We start from the raw sequence: 15,501 nt of genomic DNA, 5'->3' as shown, positions 1-15,501 counted from the left end.
GAGCGCGCAGTCCGAACCCGCACGGTAGTGCTGGTGGGCGGCACGATCGTGGCCGCACAGACAGTTGCTCATGGATTCGATGGTTGGCGACACACCTGTGACAGCCGCTAAACGAACCTGAACCGCATCTGAGAACGCGGTCATTGTGAGATATGCAACGAACCCCCGCACGACCGGAGTCGTACGGGGGTTCGCAGTAAGAGCGGATGTGGCCTGGGGCCTACGCCTCTTCGGTGAAGTTCCGGGTGACCGACGGGTCGACCGGGATGCCCGGGCCGGTGGTCGTCGAGAGGACGACCTTCTTCAGGTAACGGCCCTTCGACGACGACGGCTTGGCGCGCAGCACCTCGTCCAGCGCGGCACCGTAGTTCTCGGCCAGCTTGACCTCGTCGAACGACGCCTTGCCGATGATCAGGTGCAGGTTGGCCTGCTTGTCGACACGGAAGTTGATCTTGCCGCCCTTGATGTCGGACACGGCCTTGGCCACGTCCGGGGTGACGGTGCCGGTCTTCGGGTTCGGCATCAGACCACGCGGGCCGAGGACGCGGGCGATCTTACCGACCTTGGCCATCTGGTCCGGCGTCGCGATCGCGGCGTCGAAGTCGGTCCACCCACCCTGGATACGCTCGATCAGGTCATCGCTACCGACGGCATCGGCGCCGGCGGCCACAGCGGCCTCGGCCTTCTCACCAACCGCGAACACCACTACGCGGGCGGTCTTACCGGTGCCGTGCGGCAGGTTGACGGTGCCACGCACCATCTGGTCTGCCTTACGAGGATCAACACCCAGCCGGATCGCAACCTCGACGGTCGCGTCCTGCTTCTTCGAGGACGTCTCCTTGGCCAGCTTGACGGCCTGGAGCGGGGTGTACAGGTTGTCGCGGTCCACCTTCTCGGCAGCTTCGCGGTATGCCTTGCTGTTCTTGCTCATTTGAATCTCCAGTTCAGAGGTGTGGTTAGCGAGCCGAAGCGGGCTCTTCCACGTGATGCTTTTATCGAATTACTCGACTGCGGTCTGGTCGATCCGCAAGCTACTCGACAGTGATACCCATCGACCGGGCAGTGCCGGCGATGATCTTGGCAGCGGCGTCGATGTCGTTCGCGTTGAGATCTTCCTTCTTGGTCTCGGCGATTTCGCGGACCTGGTCCCAGCTGATCTTGGCGACCTTGGTCTTGTGCGGCTCGGCCGAACCCTTCTGGATACCCGCAGCCTTCAGCAGCAGACGCGCTGCCGGCGGGGTCTTCAGAACGAACGTGAAGGTGCGGTCTTCGTAGACGCTGATCTCCACGGGGATGACGTTTCCGCGCTGGCTTTCTGTCGCAGCGTTGTACGCCTTGCAGAATTCCATGATGTTGACGCCGTGCTGGCCGAGCGCCGGACCCACGGGCGGGGCGGGGTTGGCCGCGCCGGCCTGGATCTGCAGCTTGATCAGCCCGACGACCTTTTTCTTCTTCGGGGCCATTGGTGTGGTGTTCCTTTCTAGGTAGCCGCGGTGCGACTACATCCTGCTAATCGCGAGTTGGCAGTCCGCGATTAAATCTTGCTGACCTGTGTGAAGGTCAATTCGACCGGCGTCTCACGTCCGAAGATGGACACCAGCACCTTGAGCTTCTGCTGCTCAGCGTTGACCTCGCTGATCGACGCGGGCAGCGTCGCGAACGGGCCATCCATGACGGTGACGGACTCGCCGACCTCGAAGTCGACCAGAATCTCCGGACGCGCCAGGCTGGCTTCGCTGTCGGCACCCGACGCAGCGGCGGCCGAGGACGCCTTGGCGGGCTTCTTCGCGGCGCCCTGCGGCAGCAGGAACTTGACGACGTCGTCGAGCGACAGGGCCGACGGCTTCGAGGTCGCACCGACGAACCCGGTCACACCCGGCGTGTTGCGCACGGCGCCCCACGACTCGTCGTTCAGGTCCATGCGCACCAGGATGTAGCCCGGCAGCACCTTGCGGTTGACCTGCTTGCGCTGGCCGTTCTTGATCTCGGTGACCTCTTCGGTCGGTACCTCGACCTGGAAGATGTAGTCGCCGACGTCCAGGTTCTGGACGCGGGTCTCGAGGTTGGCCTTCACCTTGTTCTCGTAACCGGCGTACGAGTGGATGACGTACCACTCGCCGGCCTGACGCCGCAGCTGCTTCTTCAGCGCGACCGCGGGATCCTCGTCCTCGGGCTCCTCGGCGACGGCCTCCACCGTCTCGTCGACAACCACTTCGGTCGCCTCGGGCGCGTCGGCAACATCCGAAGTGTCGGAAGCGTCCACGGTGTCGGCTGCTTCGTCGAAGGTCTCCACCGACTCGACTGCCTCGGCGGTCACGTCGGACTCATCCGAAGGTGTCTCGCCATCGAAAGTCACGGTAGTCAGTCCTCTCTTACGTTCTTGAGCTCGTCACGGCGGGCGGACGGCGTCAGCCGAACACCCACATGACGAGCTTGGCGAGACCGAAGTCGACCCCACCGATCAGCGCCACCATGAAGACCAGGAACACCAGCACGACGGTCGTGTAGCCGATCATCTGCTTGCGGTTCGGCCAGATGACCTTCCGCAGCTCGGCGACGACCTGCTTGAGGAAGTTCCAGACGTACACGAACGGGTTCCGAGAATCGCCGGTCTTGGCGGCCTTCTTCGGCTTGTCGCGCTTCTTCGATTTCTTGCCAGCGGCCGCGCTGTCTTCGACGTCAGAATCCGCCTCGACGGTGTCCGACTCGGACTCGTCGACCTCGACGGCCCGCCGGGCCCGCTTTCCGGTCGGACGCGCCGGGCGCGTCACAACTGCGGTCTGGCCCTGCGACTCGCTTTCGCCCGCGTCGGTGCCCGCATCAGTACCGGCGCCTGCGGAGCCGGCACTATCGCGCTCGTCGCTCACCGCATGCCTTTCGTCTGTTCCAGGTGGTCACAGTTCCAGTGTCCACATCGGTATTCAGTTGAGCAGGGGCGACAGGACTTGAACCTGCAACCTGCGGTTTTGGAGACCGCTGCTCTGCCAATTGAGCTACGCCCCTTCAGCGCCGACCAGGTCGGCGCTTCCGGCTGGGTCCTCACACAATTCGCGCGCTCCCCGATCGGTCGATCTGTAACCGACGGACAGCGCGCTGAAAAGGGTGGATCCCCGAGGACCGAGTGTACATCGGCCCCAGTCTGAGTTACTAATCCGCTCCGGCGGCCGCGCGGAGCACCTGCCCGGTCTCGCGGTCATAGCGCACCGACACCGAATTGTCGCCTTCGTGGCCCATCAACGTGGTGAAGGCCTCCATGATGACGCCACCGTCGTCGTCGGTGAGGGTGTTGCGGGTCAGCACGATATCGGCACCGAACCGGTGCTCGATGGACGCGATCTCGACGGTCGCGTGTAGCCGGTCACCGACCTTGACCGGGCGGTGGTAGACGAATTTCTGGTCGACCTGGATGATCTGCATGGTCTCCATGCCGACGTCGACGGCGCGGAAGAAATCCTGCTGAACCAGCAGCGCGACGATCGACACGAACGTCGGACCGGCGATCAGGGTGTCGTGGCCCAACTCGGCCGCGGCGGCTTCATCCATCGACACGGGGTGGTCGGACTTGACTGCCTTGGCGTACTGCCGGACCTGCTCGCGCCCCACCGTGAACACCTGGGGGTACTTGTGAACCATCCCCAAGATGTCGGGATTCACCGGCATGGGCTAGGCCAACTTCGCGGTCGCGACAGCGCGACCGAAGATCTTCTTGCCGCCGGTGGTGGCGGAAAGCGCGATGGTGACCGACTTGGAGTCCTCGTCGACCGACTTGACGCGGCCGCTGAAGATCAGCTCGGCGCCGATGCCGTCGTTGGGGACCGGCACCACCGAAGTGAAACGGACGTTGTACTCGGTGACGGCAGCCGGGTCGCCGACCCAGTTGGTGACGAAGCCGCCGCCCAGACCCATCGTCAGCATGCCGTGGGCGATGGCCGTGTCCAGACCGACCTGCTTGGCGATCTCATCGTCCCAGTGGATGGGGTTCAGGTCGCCGGAAACACCGGCGTAGTTGACCAGGTCCTGCCGGGTCAGCTTGATGGTCTTCTCGGGCAACTCGTCACCGACCTTGACCGAGCTGAATTCACGAAGCGCCATCTGAGAATCCCTTCTGTCCGTCCTCACCCGAACGACCCGCCAGGGTCGTGTAGGCCTCTTGAACGACATCACCACGATCGTTCGTGATGATGTTCTTGGTCACGATGATGTCGGTGCCGTGCGCCTGTCGAAACGAGTCGACGTAGACGTCGTAGAAGAGCTTGTCGCCGGCTTTGATCGGCGCGAAGAACTTCAGTTCCTGATCGACGTGAATGATCTGGGCATCCGAGATGACGACACCGGCGTCCTCGAACATCGCCAACTGCGCCTGGTAGCCGAAGATGCTGATGAACGTCAGAGGCGCAAGCAGCGCGTCGTGCCCGAGTTCAGCTGCAGCCGACTCCTGGTGAAAGCATGCGTCATCGTTCTGGACGGCAATCGCGTGCTCACGAATCTTCTCGCGACCGACCTCGTAGCACTCAGGATGCCGGTAGTGATACCCGACAATTTCCGCCGACAAGCCCACGACGAGTTGCTAACGCGACTCTTTGTGCGGCTGATGCGTACCGCAGTTCGGGCAGAACTTCTTGATCTCAAGACGATCCGGGTCGTTACGACGGTTCTTCTTGGTGATGTAGTTACGGTGCTTGCACACCTCGCAGGCCAAGGTGATCTTCGGCCGTACGTCGGTACTCGACGCCACGTCTCTGCCTCTTTCGCTTCGTAAATCCCTGTTGTGCTGGTAGCGGTGGGGAGGCTCGATCTCCCGACCTCACGATTATGAGTCGTGCGCTCTAACCAGCTGAGCTACACCGCCCCGACAGACACAGGCGGCGCAGCGGCGGATTCTTACTTCCGTCGCTCCGCTCGCCATATGTCCACCGAGCCCCCTAACGGAATCGAACCGTTGACCTTTTCCTTACCATGGAAACGCTCTACCGACTGAGCTAAGGGGGCCTGACCCTCGGTTTCGAACTGTCGGTTACGACCGTCTGCCCCGTGGGCCTTAAAGAGGTTACCGTCTCGCTGAATCAGCTGCCAAAACGGCAGCGTAACCGCCCTATTTTGACTCCCCCGGGGGTTCCTGTCGCGGGTTTACCCGATCTCGTCCCGTGTTCATCCCAGGCTTCAACGATCGGCGCTTCGAAACGTCCCGATTGACGCCACGTACCGCTACGCCGTTCGAACGATCCCTCCGCGCAATTCGATCGACCCGGCAGGCGTAGTGATTGAAGCCAGGGACGCTGCCCACTTCAACCAGGCCACCGGTTCAACTACGCCGCCCGCCACCCACGGCGGAACAAGCCGGCCGCTACCCGAGCTAGGACATCATCGTCGGTGTCCTCCTTGATCACCTTGACGACGATCCAGTTCCGCGCTTCGAGCTTGGGCAGTGCCTTCTGATCGCGTACGTACTGCTCGCGATCGGTCTGATGGTGACCGCCGTCGTATTGCACCCCGACCAGGAGGTGCTTCCAGCCCATGTCGAACTTGGTGATCAGCCGGTTGCCCTCGTAGACCGGGATCTGAGTGTCGGTCGGGCGCATACCTGCATCGGTGAGTAGCAGGCGCAGCCGCGTCTCCCTCGGCGACTCGGCCCCGTCGTCAGTCAACTCCATTGCCACCCGGAGCTGCGCGAGACCGCGCGCCCACGGATACCGCCCGATGGTCGGCTGAACGTCGCCGATACTCACCCGGCCGACCCACAGCAGCGCGTCGATTCGCGCGACCGCCTCATCGCGGTCGAGGTGCCGGCCCAGGTCGAAGATCGTCCGCGCCGGCGTGGTGACCGGAATCCCGTCATACGTGGTGACCTCGTCTGCGGCATATGCCTCGTTCCGCACGATCAAGCCGTTCGGCGGGCGACCATTCCGCCACAACATCTCGATCGGGGCGTCGTCGTCGACGTATTTCGCCCAATGCAGCGCCGATGCCGCAACTCCCGAGATGACACCGCGTCGGCCCGACCACAACCACGCACCACGCGCGCGGTCCCGGATGGTGGGCTCGGGCGGTCCGTACACGTCCGGAAACATGCGCCTGTAGTTACGCCGCAGGTCATTGCGCGTGACCTTCCCCGCGGCCAATGCCTCGCTGCCGATGAATACCCCCATGGCGCGATGCTGCCAAGGACCCCCGACAAGCCGGCCACGCGAATCCCCGGATTCAATCGTCAGCCGCGCCCACCTTTCCCGATTGAAACCAGGGACGCCGTGAGCTCGAAATGGATACCTGACTTCAACCGAAGAGCGATATCTGCCGAGAGATTGCAGCCACGCACTTCATCGCGGACCGACCACCCTCCTAGGCTGTCCGCATGCCTGATGACCGCCTGTATTTCCGTCAGTTGCTCGCCGGCCGCGACTTCGCGGCGACCGACCCGATCGCCGCGCAGATGCGCAACTTCGCCTACCTGATCGGCGACCGGGAGACCGGCGACTGCGTGGTGGTCGACCCGGCTTACGCCGCGGGCGATCTGGTCGACGCCCTGGAGGCCGACGGCATGCACCTGTCGGGCGTGCTCGTCACCCACCACCACCCCGACCATGTCGGCGGCTCGATGATGGGCTTCGAGCTCAAGGGCCTGGCCGAACTGCTGGAGCGGGTCAGCGTGCCGGTGCACGTCAACGCCCACGAGGCCGACTGGGTGTCGCGGGTCACCGGCATCGCGCCGTCGGAGCTGACGTCGCACCAGCACGGCGACGTCGTGCAGGTCGGGGCCGTGCCGATCGAGCTGTTGCACACCCCCGGACACACTCCCGGCAGCCAGTGTTTCCTGCTCGACGGCCGGTTGGTCGCCGGCGACACCCTGTTCCTGGAGGGCTGCGGCCGCACCGATTTCCCGGGCGGAAACGTCGATGACATGTTCCACAGCCTGCAGGCGCTGGCCGCGCTGCCCGGCGATCCGACGGTCTTCCCCGGGCACTGGTACTCGGCCGAACCCAGCGCGCCGCTCGACGACGTCCGTCGCTCCAACTACGTCTACCGGGCCAGCAACCTGGACCAGTGGCGCATGCTCATGGGCGGCTAGCGGCACAGTCGCCTGGTCATCAGCGCGCAGCTACGAACTTTCCTCCGTTGTACAAGTCAACCAGCGAATATTAGTCTCGGTGTCGGATTACCGATCGGTGAAATGACGACTGGGTGGCGCGGTGAACTGGATATCTCAACGCTGGAATGACCTGACGGGCCTGGGGTCGGGCAGCTGGCTGGCCATCGCGGCCTGGGCCGCGCTGGCGTTCGGCATCGTCGTGCTGATCGCGGTGAATCGCCAGCTGTCAAAGAATCGCCAGCTCAAGCGGGATCAGGTTCGTCCGCAGGTGACCATGTACATGGAGCCGCACGCATCCGACTGGCACCTGATCGAACTGGTGGTCCGCAATTTCGGGCAGACCGCGGCGCACAACATCTCATTCGAGTTCACCAATCATCCGACCGTCGCCATCTATGAGGATTCCGACCACGACGGCGAGCTCGACGTCACTGAACTGCGGCTGCCCAGCGAACTCTCGGTCCTGGCCCCGGGGCAAGAGTGGCGAACCATCTGGGACTCGGCGATCAGCCGGGAGGAGCTGGGCGGGTCGATCCGGTCCCGGTTCGAGGGGACACTCACCTACTACGACCTGGCGACCCCCGCGCCCGGCAAGAAGTCCCGATTCGCGCCGAAGCCCCGCGAGTACGAGTCGAAGGCGGTGCTCGACTGGGCCGCGCTGCAGCCGGTGCAGCGGCTGGAGCTGATGACGACGCACGACCTCGCCAAGCGGGAGAAGCAGAAGCTCGAGCTGCTCCGCAGCGTGCTGACGTACTTCCACTACGCCTCGAAGGAGACGCAGCCCGACGTCTTCCGCGCGGAGATCGACCGGATGAACCGGGCGGTCCGGGAAACCCAGGACCGCTGGCGCAGCCGCGAGGCCGACGAGACCACCGAACTGGAGATCCAGTGGGTCGACGAGGGTCCGAAGGGGCGGCACCGCAACGGCGTCCACTGATGGCGGGCGCCTCCGCGGGCCCGTCTAGCATCGGCTCAAACCCGTTCCCGGCCCGGGAACCGACCGAGGGAGACCCGATGAGCACCGTCACCTACTCCGTGACCGATGCAGTCGCCACGATCACGCTGGACGACGGCAAGGTCAACGTCCTGAGCCCGACGATGCAGCAGAACATCAACGCCGCGCTGGATCAGGCCGAGCAGGCCGCCGAGGTCAAAGCGATCGTGCTCGCCGGCAACAACCGAGTGCTGAGCGCCGGATTCGACCTCGCGATCTTCGGCTCGGGTGACGCGGCGGCCGGGCTGGCCATGCTGCGCGGCGGCATCGAACTGAACGTCCGGCTCCTATGTCTCCCCGTCCCCGTGGTGATCGCCGCCACCGGCCACGCGATCGCCGGCGGCTCGTTCCTGCTGGAGTCCGGCGACCACCGGGTCGGCTCTCCCACGATGCGGTGTCAGGCCAACGAGGTGGCCATCGGCATGACGGTGCCCCAGGCGTGCGTCGAGATCCTGCGCATGCGATTGACCAAGGCGGCCTTCCAGCGGGCGGTCGGCCTGGCCGCGACGTTCACCGGTGAGGAAGCGCGGGCGGCCGGCTGGGTGGACGAGATCGTCGAGCCGGAAAACGTGTTGAGCCGTGCTCAGGAGGTGGCCGCCGGCTTCGCCGCGACGCTGCACACCCAGCATCACCTGGCCAGCAAGCTCAAGGCCCGCGCCGAATCGCTGGCCGCGATCCAGGCCGGCATCGACGGTTTGGCCGCCGAGTTCGGCGGGTAACGCCCCGCTTCGACAAAGCTGTCGGCCGAATTGTCGGTGTCCCGACCTAGGGTGGTCCGATGGCGCTACACCTGCACCGAGCCGAGGACACCGGCGCGCTGGCCGCCGGGCTGGGTGCGCTGCTCGCTCAACCGCTGGCAGATCCGTTCGCCGCCGAGCTGGTGCTGGTGTCCGCGCGCGGCATGGAACGCTGGCTCAGCCAGCAGCTGTCCCATGTGCTCGGCCAGGGCGCGGCCGCCGACGGTGTGTGCGCGGGCATCGAATTCCGCTCCCCCACATCACTTCTCGCGGAATTGTCAAGCACCGCCCCCGATCTGATTACCGGCTCCGCCAGCGCAAGCAACCCGTGGGACCCCGACGCCATGGTGTGGCCGCTGCTGGAGGAGCTCGACGACCTCGGCACGACCCACCCCGATTGGGCGCATACCCTCGCCGCGCACCTGGGCTACGCCGAACTGGGCAGTCCCGAGGAGACCCAGCTGCGACAGGGCCGCCGGTACGCGGTGGCCCGGCGACTGGCGGGTTTGTTCGACACCTACGCCAAGGCCCGGCCGGCGATGCTCGCCGACTGGTGCGACGGCGGCAGCTCCGACGGCGCGGGCGGCCGGCTGGACGACGACCTGCTCTGGCAACCGCACCTGTGGCGGGCGACGGCCGCACGCATCGACGCCGACCCACCCTCGGTACGGCAAGCGAAAACCATTGCGCGCCTGACTGATTCACCGTCGGCACTGCCGTCTCGGCTGTCCCTGTTCGGGCATACCCGGTTGCCCGCGGCCGACCTCGAACTACTCGGGGCGTTGGCCACCCATCACGATCTGCACCTGTGGCTGCCGCATCCCAGCGACCCGTTGTGGCAGACGCTGTCCGATCTGCGCGGTCAGGAGCCCCGGCGCGGGGACACCAGCCGACTGCGCGTCGGCCATCCGCTGCTGCAGACCCTCGGCCGCGATCTGCGGGAGCTGCAACGCGGCCTGCCCGCCGCGCAGACCGATCAGTTCCATCCCCGTAGCGGGTTTCCGGACACGCTGTTGGGCTGGCTGCAGTCCGACATCTCGGCCGACGAGGTGCGGCCCGGCCCGCCGCGTCAGCTGCTGAAGGACGACCGGTCCGTCCAGATCCATCGCTGTCACGGTGCGGCCCGGCAGATCGATGTCCTGCGCGACGTGCTGCTGGGCCTGCTCGACGACGACGAGACCCTGCAGCCTCGCGACATCTTGGTGATGTGCCCGGACATCGACACCTACGCACCGCTGATCACCGCCGCGTTCGGGGCGGGTGAGCAGGCCGACCAGGGCCACCCGGCCCAGGGCCTGCGGGTCCGGTTGGCCGACCGCGCGCTGACCCAGACCAATCCCCTGCTGGGGGTGTTGGCCGAACTACTCGACATCGCGGACGGCCGTGCCACCGCCAGCGCGGTGCTCAGCCTGGCGCACAGCGATCCGGTGCGCCGACGCTTCGCGCTCAGCGACGACGACCTGGTGGACATCACCGAATGGGTTGGCGCAGCAGGTATTCGGTGGGGTTTCGACGCGGCGCACCGCACCCCGTACGAGCTGCAGCGGTACCCGCAGAACACGTGGCAGTTCGGGGTCGACAGGCTGCTCGTGGGCGCCGCGATGTCCGACGACTCGCAGGCCTGGCTGGGCACCGCATTGCCGCTCGACGACGTCGACTCGAACCGCGTCGAATTGGCAGGCCGGTTGGCGGAGTATGTGCAGCGGCTGCGCGGCGTCGTCGACCGCCTCACCGGCGCGCAGCCGCTGGACGGCTGGGTCGAGGTGTTGCGGGACGGCATCGCGCAGCTCACGCGGGTCGGTGCCGACGACCAGTGGCAGCAGGGGCAACTCGACCGCGAACTGGCGAAGGTGCTGGCCCACGCGGGATCTCGGTCCGGCACGACGCTGCGGCTGCCCGATGTCCGGTCCCTGCTGCGACGGCAACTGGCCGGCCGCCCGACGCGCGCCAACTTCCGCACCGGCACCCTGACGGTGTGCACCATGGTGCCGATGCGCTCGGTGCCACACCGGGTGGTGTGTCTGGTCGGGCTCGACGACGGCGTCTTCCCACGCACCAGCATCGCCGACGGCGACGACGTCCTGGCCCGTCATCCGCTCACCGGTGAACGCGACATCCGCTCCGAGGACCGGCAGTTGCTGCTCGATGCCATCTGCTCGGCCACCGACACCCTGGTCATCACCTACACCGGCACCGACGAGCACTCCGGTGAGCACCGGCCACCGGCGGTCCCGGTGCAGGAGCTGCTCGACGCGCTCGACCGCACCACCGGCGAGCCGGTGCGCCGCCGCATCGTGGCCGATCACCCGTTGCAGCCCTTCGATATTCGCACCGTCGCCCGCGACGGGTTGGTGCCCGACCGGCCGTTCACCTACGACCCGGCGGCGTTGCGCGGGGCCAGGGCCGTCCTCGGGGAACGCCGGCCGAAGCCACGGTTGATCGATGGCCCGCTGGACGAATCCCCGTGCGGCGACGTCGAACTGGCCGAGCTGCTGAGGTTCTTCGCGAACCCGGTCAAGGGCTTCTTCCGGGCGCTGGACTACACGCTGCCGTGGGACGCCGACGAATTGTCTGATGCCATCCCGGTCGCCATCGACGGCCTCGGCAAGTGGGCGGTCGGGGAACGCATGCTCGACGACCTGAAGATCGGCCGGGATCCCGACTTCGTCATCGGCGCCGAGTGGCGGCGCGGCACGCTGCCGCCGGGACACCTCGGCTGGCGTCAGGCCCGCGAAATCCGCGGCGAGGCCATTGAACTGGCGACGGCCGCGCGGACGTTGCAGCGGGGCGAGGCCGGCGCGTTGGACATCGATGTGGACCTGGGCGCCGGGCGCAGGCTCACCGGCACCGTCGCCCCGCTGTGGCAGGACCGGACGGTGACGGTCACCTATTCGAAGCTGGGCGCCAAACACCGGCTGCAGGCCTGGGTCACCCTGGTGGCGCTGGCCGCGGGCGCCCCGGAGCGGGAGTGGGAGGCGTACTGCATCGGCCGTGGTCCGCGGAACACCATGCAGGCCATGGCGTACCAGCCTCCGGAGCAACCGCTTTCGGTGCTGCGCGAGCTGGTCGGAATCTACGACGCGGGCCGGCGTGAACCGCTGCCACTGCCGCTGAAGACGTCGTTGGAATGGGCGCGGGCGCGGCAGTTCGACGACCCCGTACCTGAGCGGGGTGCCGATTCGGAGTGGCGCTGGGAGAAGGACGGCGCCGAGTATGTCGAAGTGTGGGGACCGGCCGCGCCGTTGGCGGTGCTCCTCGATGCGCCGCGTCCCGACGAGGCCGCCGTGCCGGGTGAGAACACGCGCCTGGGCGCCTACGCGTCCCGGCTGTGGCGGCCGCTGCTCGACGCGGAACGGCGGATCTGATGGACGCGTTCGACCTGCTCGGCCCGCTGCCGGAACCGGCGACGACGACGGTGCTGGAAGCCAGCGCCGGCACCGGCAAGACCTATGCCCTCGCCGGCCTGGTGACCCGGTACGTCGCCGAGGGCGCCGCCACGCTGGACCAGATGCTGCTGATCACGTTCAGCCGTGCGGCCACCCGGGAACTGCGGGAACGGGTGCGGGCCCAGTTGGTGAAGACCGTTGCCGCGCTGGATGATCCGCCCGACGATGCGGACGACCTGATCCGCCATCTGGCCGCCGCGGCGCCCGACGAACTGGTCCTGCGCCGCGCCCGCCTGCGCGCCGCACTGTCGGACTTCGACGCCGCGACCATCGCCACCACGCACGAGTTCTGCGGGCTGGTGCTGCGTTCCCTCGGCATCGCCGGTGACACCGACTCGGGCGCCCAGTTGGTGGAGAGCCTCGACGACCTGGTGGCAGAGATCGTCTCCGACCTGTACCTGACGAGCTACGGAGACCAGCGCGACGAGCCTGCACTGAGCTTCGCCGATGCGCTCGACCTGGCCAAGCGGGTCGTCGGCGATCCCAGCGCACAACTGCGGCCCGCGACCGCCGACCCAGATAGCGTTGCGGCACAACGCTTGTCATTCGCCGCGGGAGTCCTCGAAGAACTCGAACGCCGCAAACGGCGGCAGGGGGTATTGAGCTTCGACGACCTGCTCAGCCGGCTGGCCACCGCGCTGGAGGAGTCCGACGCACCGGCCCGCGACCGGATGCGCCGCCGCTGGCCGATCGTCATGGTCGACGAGTTCCAGGACACCGACCCGGTGCAGTGGCAGGTGATCTCGCGGGCCTTCGTCGGGCACAGCGCCGTCGTCCTGATCGGCGACCCCAAGCAGGCCATCTACGCGTTCCGTGGCGGCGACATCGTCACCTATCTGGATGCCGCCCGCAGCGCCGACCAGCGGCTGACCCTGGCCGAGAACTGGCGCAGCGACAAGGTTCTGGTGGACCGGCTGCAGACGGTGCTCAAGGGTGCGGCCCTCGGCGACGAGGATATCGTGGTGCATCCCGTCGAGGCACGCACCGACCGTCACCGACTCACCGGGGCGCCGCGCAACGATCCGTTCCGGCTGCGGGTGGTGGCGCGCACGGAGTTCGGGACGCCGCAGCGCAGGATGGTCCCGATCGGCCAGTTGCGGCCGTACATCGCCAAGGATCTCGCCGCGGACATCTCGGTACTGCTGGCCAGCGGCGCACAGTTCGATGGCCGGCCGCTGACCGCCGGTGACATCGCGGTGATCGTCGACAGTGGCCTGGACGCCGTACCGTGCCGGGATGCGTTGCTGGACTTGGGTATTCCGGTGGTGTATTCGGGTGACACCGATGTGTTCGCCTCGGCCGCGGCGGCGGAGTGGCTGCGACTGCTCGATGCCTTCGACACCCCCAATCGCAGTGGCGTGGCGCGGGCCGCCGCGACCACCATGTTCTTCGGCCACCGCGCGGCGGATCTGGCTGCCGGCGGCGACGAGTTGACCGACCAGATCACCACCACGATCCGGCACTGGGCGGGCCTGTCCAGGGATCGGGGTATCGCGGCGGTGTTCGAGGCGGCGGTATCGCTCGGCCTGCCCGAACGGGTCCTCGGCCATCGAGGCGGCGAGCGGCACATGACCGACCTGGCGCACGTCAGCCAACTCCTGCACGAAACCGCGCACCGCGAGCGCTATCACCTGCCCGCCCTGCGAGATTGGCTGCGCCGCCAACTGAAGGACCGCGGCGGCCCGGCCGAACGGAACCGCCGTCTGGACAGTGATGCCGCGGCGGTGCAGATCATGACGGTGTGGCGCAGCAAGGGCCTGCAGTTCCCGGTGGTGTATCTGCCGTTCGGGTTCAACCGGTTCGTCAAGGCGGACACCGTGCTGCGGTTCCATGACAGCGACGGCACGCGCTGTCTGCATCTCGGTGGCGCCGGGGCCACCGACCGCGGCGCGGCGGAGCAGGCCGGCCTGGCCGAGATCGCCGGGGACAACGTCCGGCTCACCTATGTGGCGCTCACCCGGGCGCAGTCGCAGGTGGTGGCGTGGTGGGCGCCGTCGCGGGACGAGCAGAACGGCGGTCTGTCGCGGCTGCTGCGGGGCCGCCGGCCCGGTGCCACCGCCGTTCCGGACACCCTTGTCCCACAGACGGTTTCGGATGACGACGCGATGGCCTGTTTCACCGCGTGGGAGCACGCGGGCGGTCCCGTGGTCGAGGCGGCCGAGCCCGTGACGCCGATGTCTCCGCCGGCACCGTCGGCGCCCCTGGATCTGGATGTGCGGCATTTCCATCGCAGCATCGACACTCATTGGCGCCGGACGTCGTATTCGGCTCTGGTCCGGGTCGTGCACGACGACGGGCAGGCCGTGAGCAGCGAACCGGACACGACGCTGCGGGACGACGAATCAGCGGACGTCGTCACCGAGGCACCGCCGGGTCCGCTGCCCGGCGATCTGCCGTCGCCGATGGCGCAGTTGCCGGCCGGCGCTGCCTTCGGTTCGTTGGTGCACGCCGTGCTCGAACGGGCCGATCCGCTGTCCGCGGATCTCACGTCTGAATTGGCGGCCCGCATCGACGAGCAGTCCGGGCTGTGGAACGTCGAGGTGCCGACCGACGAGCTCGCCACGGCCCTGGTGCCGATGCACGACACCCCGCTGGGCCCGTTGGCGCCGGGCCTGACACTGCGACAGATCGGATTGCGGGATCGGTTGCGGGAACTCGATTTCGAGATGCCGCTGGGTGGTGGCCAGGATCGGCCCGACGCGGCGCGGGACATCCGGCTCGGCGACGTCGGCGCGCTGCTGAGCGCGCTGCTGCCGGCGTCGGATCCGTTGTCCGCCTACGGTGCCCGGCTGCAGGCCGAACCACTGGGGCACCAACGGTTGCACGGGTACCTGTCCGGTTCCATCGACGCGGTGCTGCGGGTGCCGGGCGAAGCAGGCCACAAGTATCTGGTGGTCGATTACAAGACCAACCGGCTGGGCGACTTCGGCACCGAGAACACGGCGGCGGACTACACCGCGCCGCGGCTCGCCGAGGCCATGATGCATTCCGACTATCCCTTGCAGGCGTTGTTGTATTCGGTTGTGCTGCACCGGTTCCTGCGGTGGCGATTGCCGGATTACGCGCCCGAGCAGCAGCTGGGCGGCGTGGCGTACCTGTTCGTCCGCGGCATGTGCGGACCGGCGACTCCCGTGGTCGACGGTCACCCCTGCGGGGTATTCAGCTGGCAGTCCCCGGTCGAGTTGGTGAGCGGGCTGTCCGACCTGTTGGATCGAGGACGCGAATCATGACCGCACCGCT

At 67.1% G+C, this 15,501-nt stretch carries 14 protein-coding genes and 3 tRNA genes; 5 read left to right on the top strand and 12 right to left on the bottom strand.

Translation table 11 applies throughout. The features are described from left to right. Positions 1 to 220 precede the first annotated feature (220 nt). The 12 genes from rplA to ACNO8X_RS08585 form a co-directional block, all read right to left on the bottom strand. Positions 221 to 931 carry a 50S ribosomal protein L1 gene (rplA, locus tag ACNO8X_RS08640; RefSeq protein ID WP_043401608.1) on the bottom strand — a complete coding sequence of 237 codons (711 nt, stop codon included), beginning with the start codon at positions 929 to 931 and terminating at the stop codon, positions 221 to 223. Between the two features lie 100 nt (positions 932 to 1,031). Further along, positions 1,032 to 1,463 carry a 50S ribosomal protein L11 gene (rplK, locus tag ACNO8X_RS08635; RefSeq protein ID WP_043401604.1) on the bottom strand — a complete coding sequence of 144 codons (432 nt, stop codon included), beginning with the start codon at positions 1,461 to 1,463 and terminating at the stop codon, positions 1,032 to 1,034. Positions 1,464 to 1,534: 71 nt separating this feature from the next. Beyond that, positions 1,535 to 2,263, bottom strand: coding sequence for a transcription termination/antitermination protein NusG (gene nusG / locus ACNO8X_RS08630; protein ID WP_418005827.1), 729 nt, complete (start codon positions 2,261 to 2,263; stop codon positions 1,535 to 1,537). A gap of 145 nt (positions 2,264 to 2,408) precedes the next feature. After that, entirely contained in the window at positions 2,409 to 2,867 is a 459-nt protein-coding gene (secE, locus tag ACNO8X_RS08625) for a preprotein translocase subunit SecE (RefSeq protein ID WP_418004953.1), read from the bottom strand. A gap of 63 nt (positions 2,868 to 2,930) precedes the next feature. Then, positions 2,931 to 3,003: transfer RNA gene (locus ACNO8X_RS08620), tRNA-Trp, on the bottom strand. Positions 3,004 to 3,147: 144 nt separating this feature from the next. Beyond that, on the bottom strand, positions 3,148 to 3,660 hold the full coding sequence (hadC, locus tag ACNO8X_RS08615; protein WP_418004952.1) for a (3R)-hydroxyacyl-ACP dehydratase subunit HadC: 513 nt from the start codon (positions 3,658 to 3,660) through the stop codon (positions 3,148 to 3,150). A gap of 3 nt (positions 3,661 to 3,663) precedes the next feature. Continuing rightward, positions 3,664 to 4,092, bottom strand: a complete 429-nt coding sequence (gene hadB / locus ACNO8X_RS08610) for a (3R)-hydroxyacyl-ACP dehydratase subunit HadB (RefSeq protein WP_418004951.1) — start codon at positions 4,090 to 4,092, stop codon at positions 3,664 to 3,666. Then, complete coding sequence (hadA, locus tag ACNO8X_RS08605; RefSeq protein WP_043401587.1) at positions 4,079 to 4,558, bottom strand: (3R)-hydroxyacyl-ACP dehydratase subunit HadA; 480 nt, start codon at positions 4,556 to 4,558, stop codon at positions 4,079 to 4,081. The genes hadB and hadA overlap by 14 nt, the downstream gene beginning before the upstream one ends. Positions 4,559 to 4,567: 9 nt before the next feature. Then, the gene (gene rpmG / locus ACNO8X_RS08600; RefSeq protein ID WP_003881823.1) at positions 4,568 to 4,735 is read right to left on the bottom strand and encodes a 50S ribosomal protein L33; all 168 of its coding nucleotides are present in this window, start codon (positions 4,733 to 4,735) and stop codon (positions 4,568 to 4,570) included. A gap of 37 nt (positions 4,736 to 4,772) precedes the next feature. After that, positions 4,773 to 4,849, bottom strand: a tRNA-Met gene (locus ACNO8X_RS08595). A 67-nt stretch (positions 4,850 to 4,916) separates the two neighbouring features. After that, positions 4,917 to 4,989: transfer RNA gene (locus tag ACNO8X_RS08590), tRNA-Thr, on the bottom strand. Positions 4,990 to 5,306: 317 nt separating this feature from the next. Beyond that, positions 5,307 to 6,146, bottom strand: a complete 840-nt coding sequence (locus ACNO8X_RS08585) for a hypothetical protein (protein ID WP_418004950.1) — start codon at positions 6,144 to 6,146, stop codon at positions 5,307 to 5,309. Positions 6,147 to 6,349: 203 nt separating this feature from the next. On the opposite strand from ACNO8X_RS08585, the gene ACNO8X_RS08580 reads away from it, so the two are divergent. From ACNO8X_RS08580 to ACNO8X_RS08560, 5 genes are all read left to right on the top strand, one after another. Then, positions 6,350 to 7,063: an MBL fold metallo-hydrolase gene (locus tag ACNO8X_RS08580; RefSeq protein ID WP_043401583.1), complete on the top strand. Its 714-nt coding sequence runs from the start codon at positions 6,350 to 6,352 to the stop codon at positions 7,061 to 7,063. A 121-nt stretch (positions 7,064 to 7,184) separates the two neighbouring features. Continuing rightward, entirely contained in the window at positions 7,185 to 8,021 is an 837-nt protein-coding gene (locus ACNO8X_RS08575) for a hypothetical protein (RefSeq protein WP_418004949.1), read from the top strand. A 77-nt stretch (positions 8,022 to 8,098) separates the two neighbouring features. Further along, positions 8,099 to 8,797 carry a crotonase/enoyl-CoA hydratase family protein gene (locus ACNO8X_RS08570; protein WP_418004948.1) on the top strand — a complete coding sequence of 233 codons (699 nt, stop codon included), beginning with the start codon at positions 8,099 to 8,101 and terminating at the stop codon, positions 8,795 to 8,797. A 59-nt stretch (positions 8,798 to 8,856) separates the two neighbouring features. Beyond that, on the top strand, positions 8,857 to 12,180 hold the full coding sequence (gene recC, locus ACNO8X_RS08565) for an exodeoxyribonuclease V subunit gamma (protein ID WP_418004947.1): 3,324 nt from the start codon (positions 8,857 to 8,859) through the stop codon (positions 12,178 to 12,180). Continuing rightward, positions 12,180 to 15,491, top strand: coding sequence for a UvrD-helicase domain-containing protein (locus ACNO8X_RS08560; protein WP_418004946.1), 3,312 nt, complete (start codon positions 12,180 to 12,182; stop codon positions 15,489 to 15,491). Before recC ends, ACNO8X_RS08560 begins: the two co-directional genes overlap by 1 nt. Positions 15,492 to 15,501 lie beyond the last annotated feature (10 nt).

This window comes from Mycobacterium sp. PDNC021, from assembly GCF_048282635.1.
Taxonomy (GTDB): domain Bacteria; phylum Actinomycetota; class Actinomycetes; order Mycobacteriales; family Mycobacteriaceae; genus Mycobacterium; species Mycobacterium llatzerense.
The sequence above is the reverse complement of the archived record's forward strand: the minus strand, read 5'-3'. Positions and strand labels throughout refer to the sequence as shown.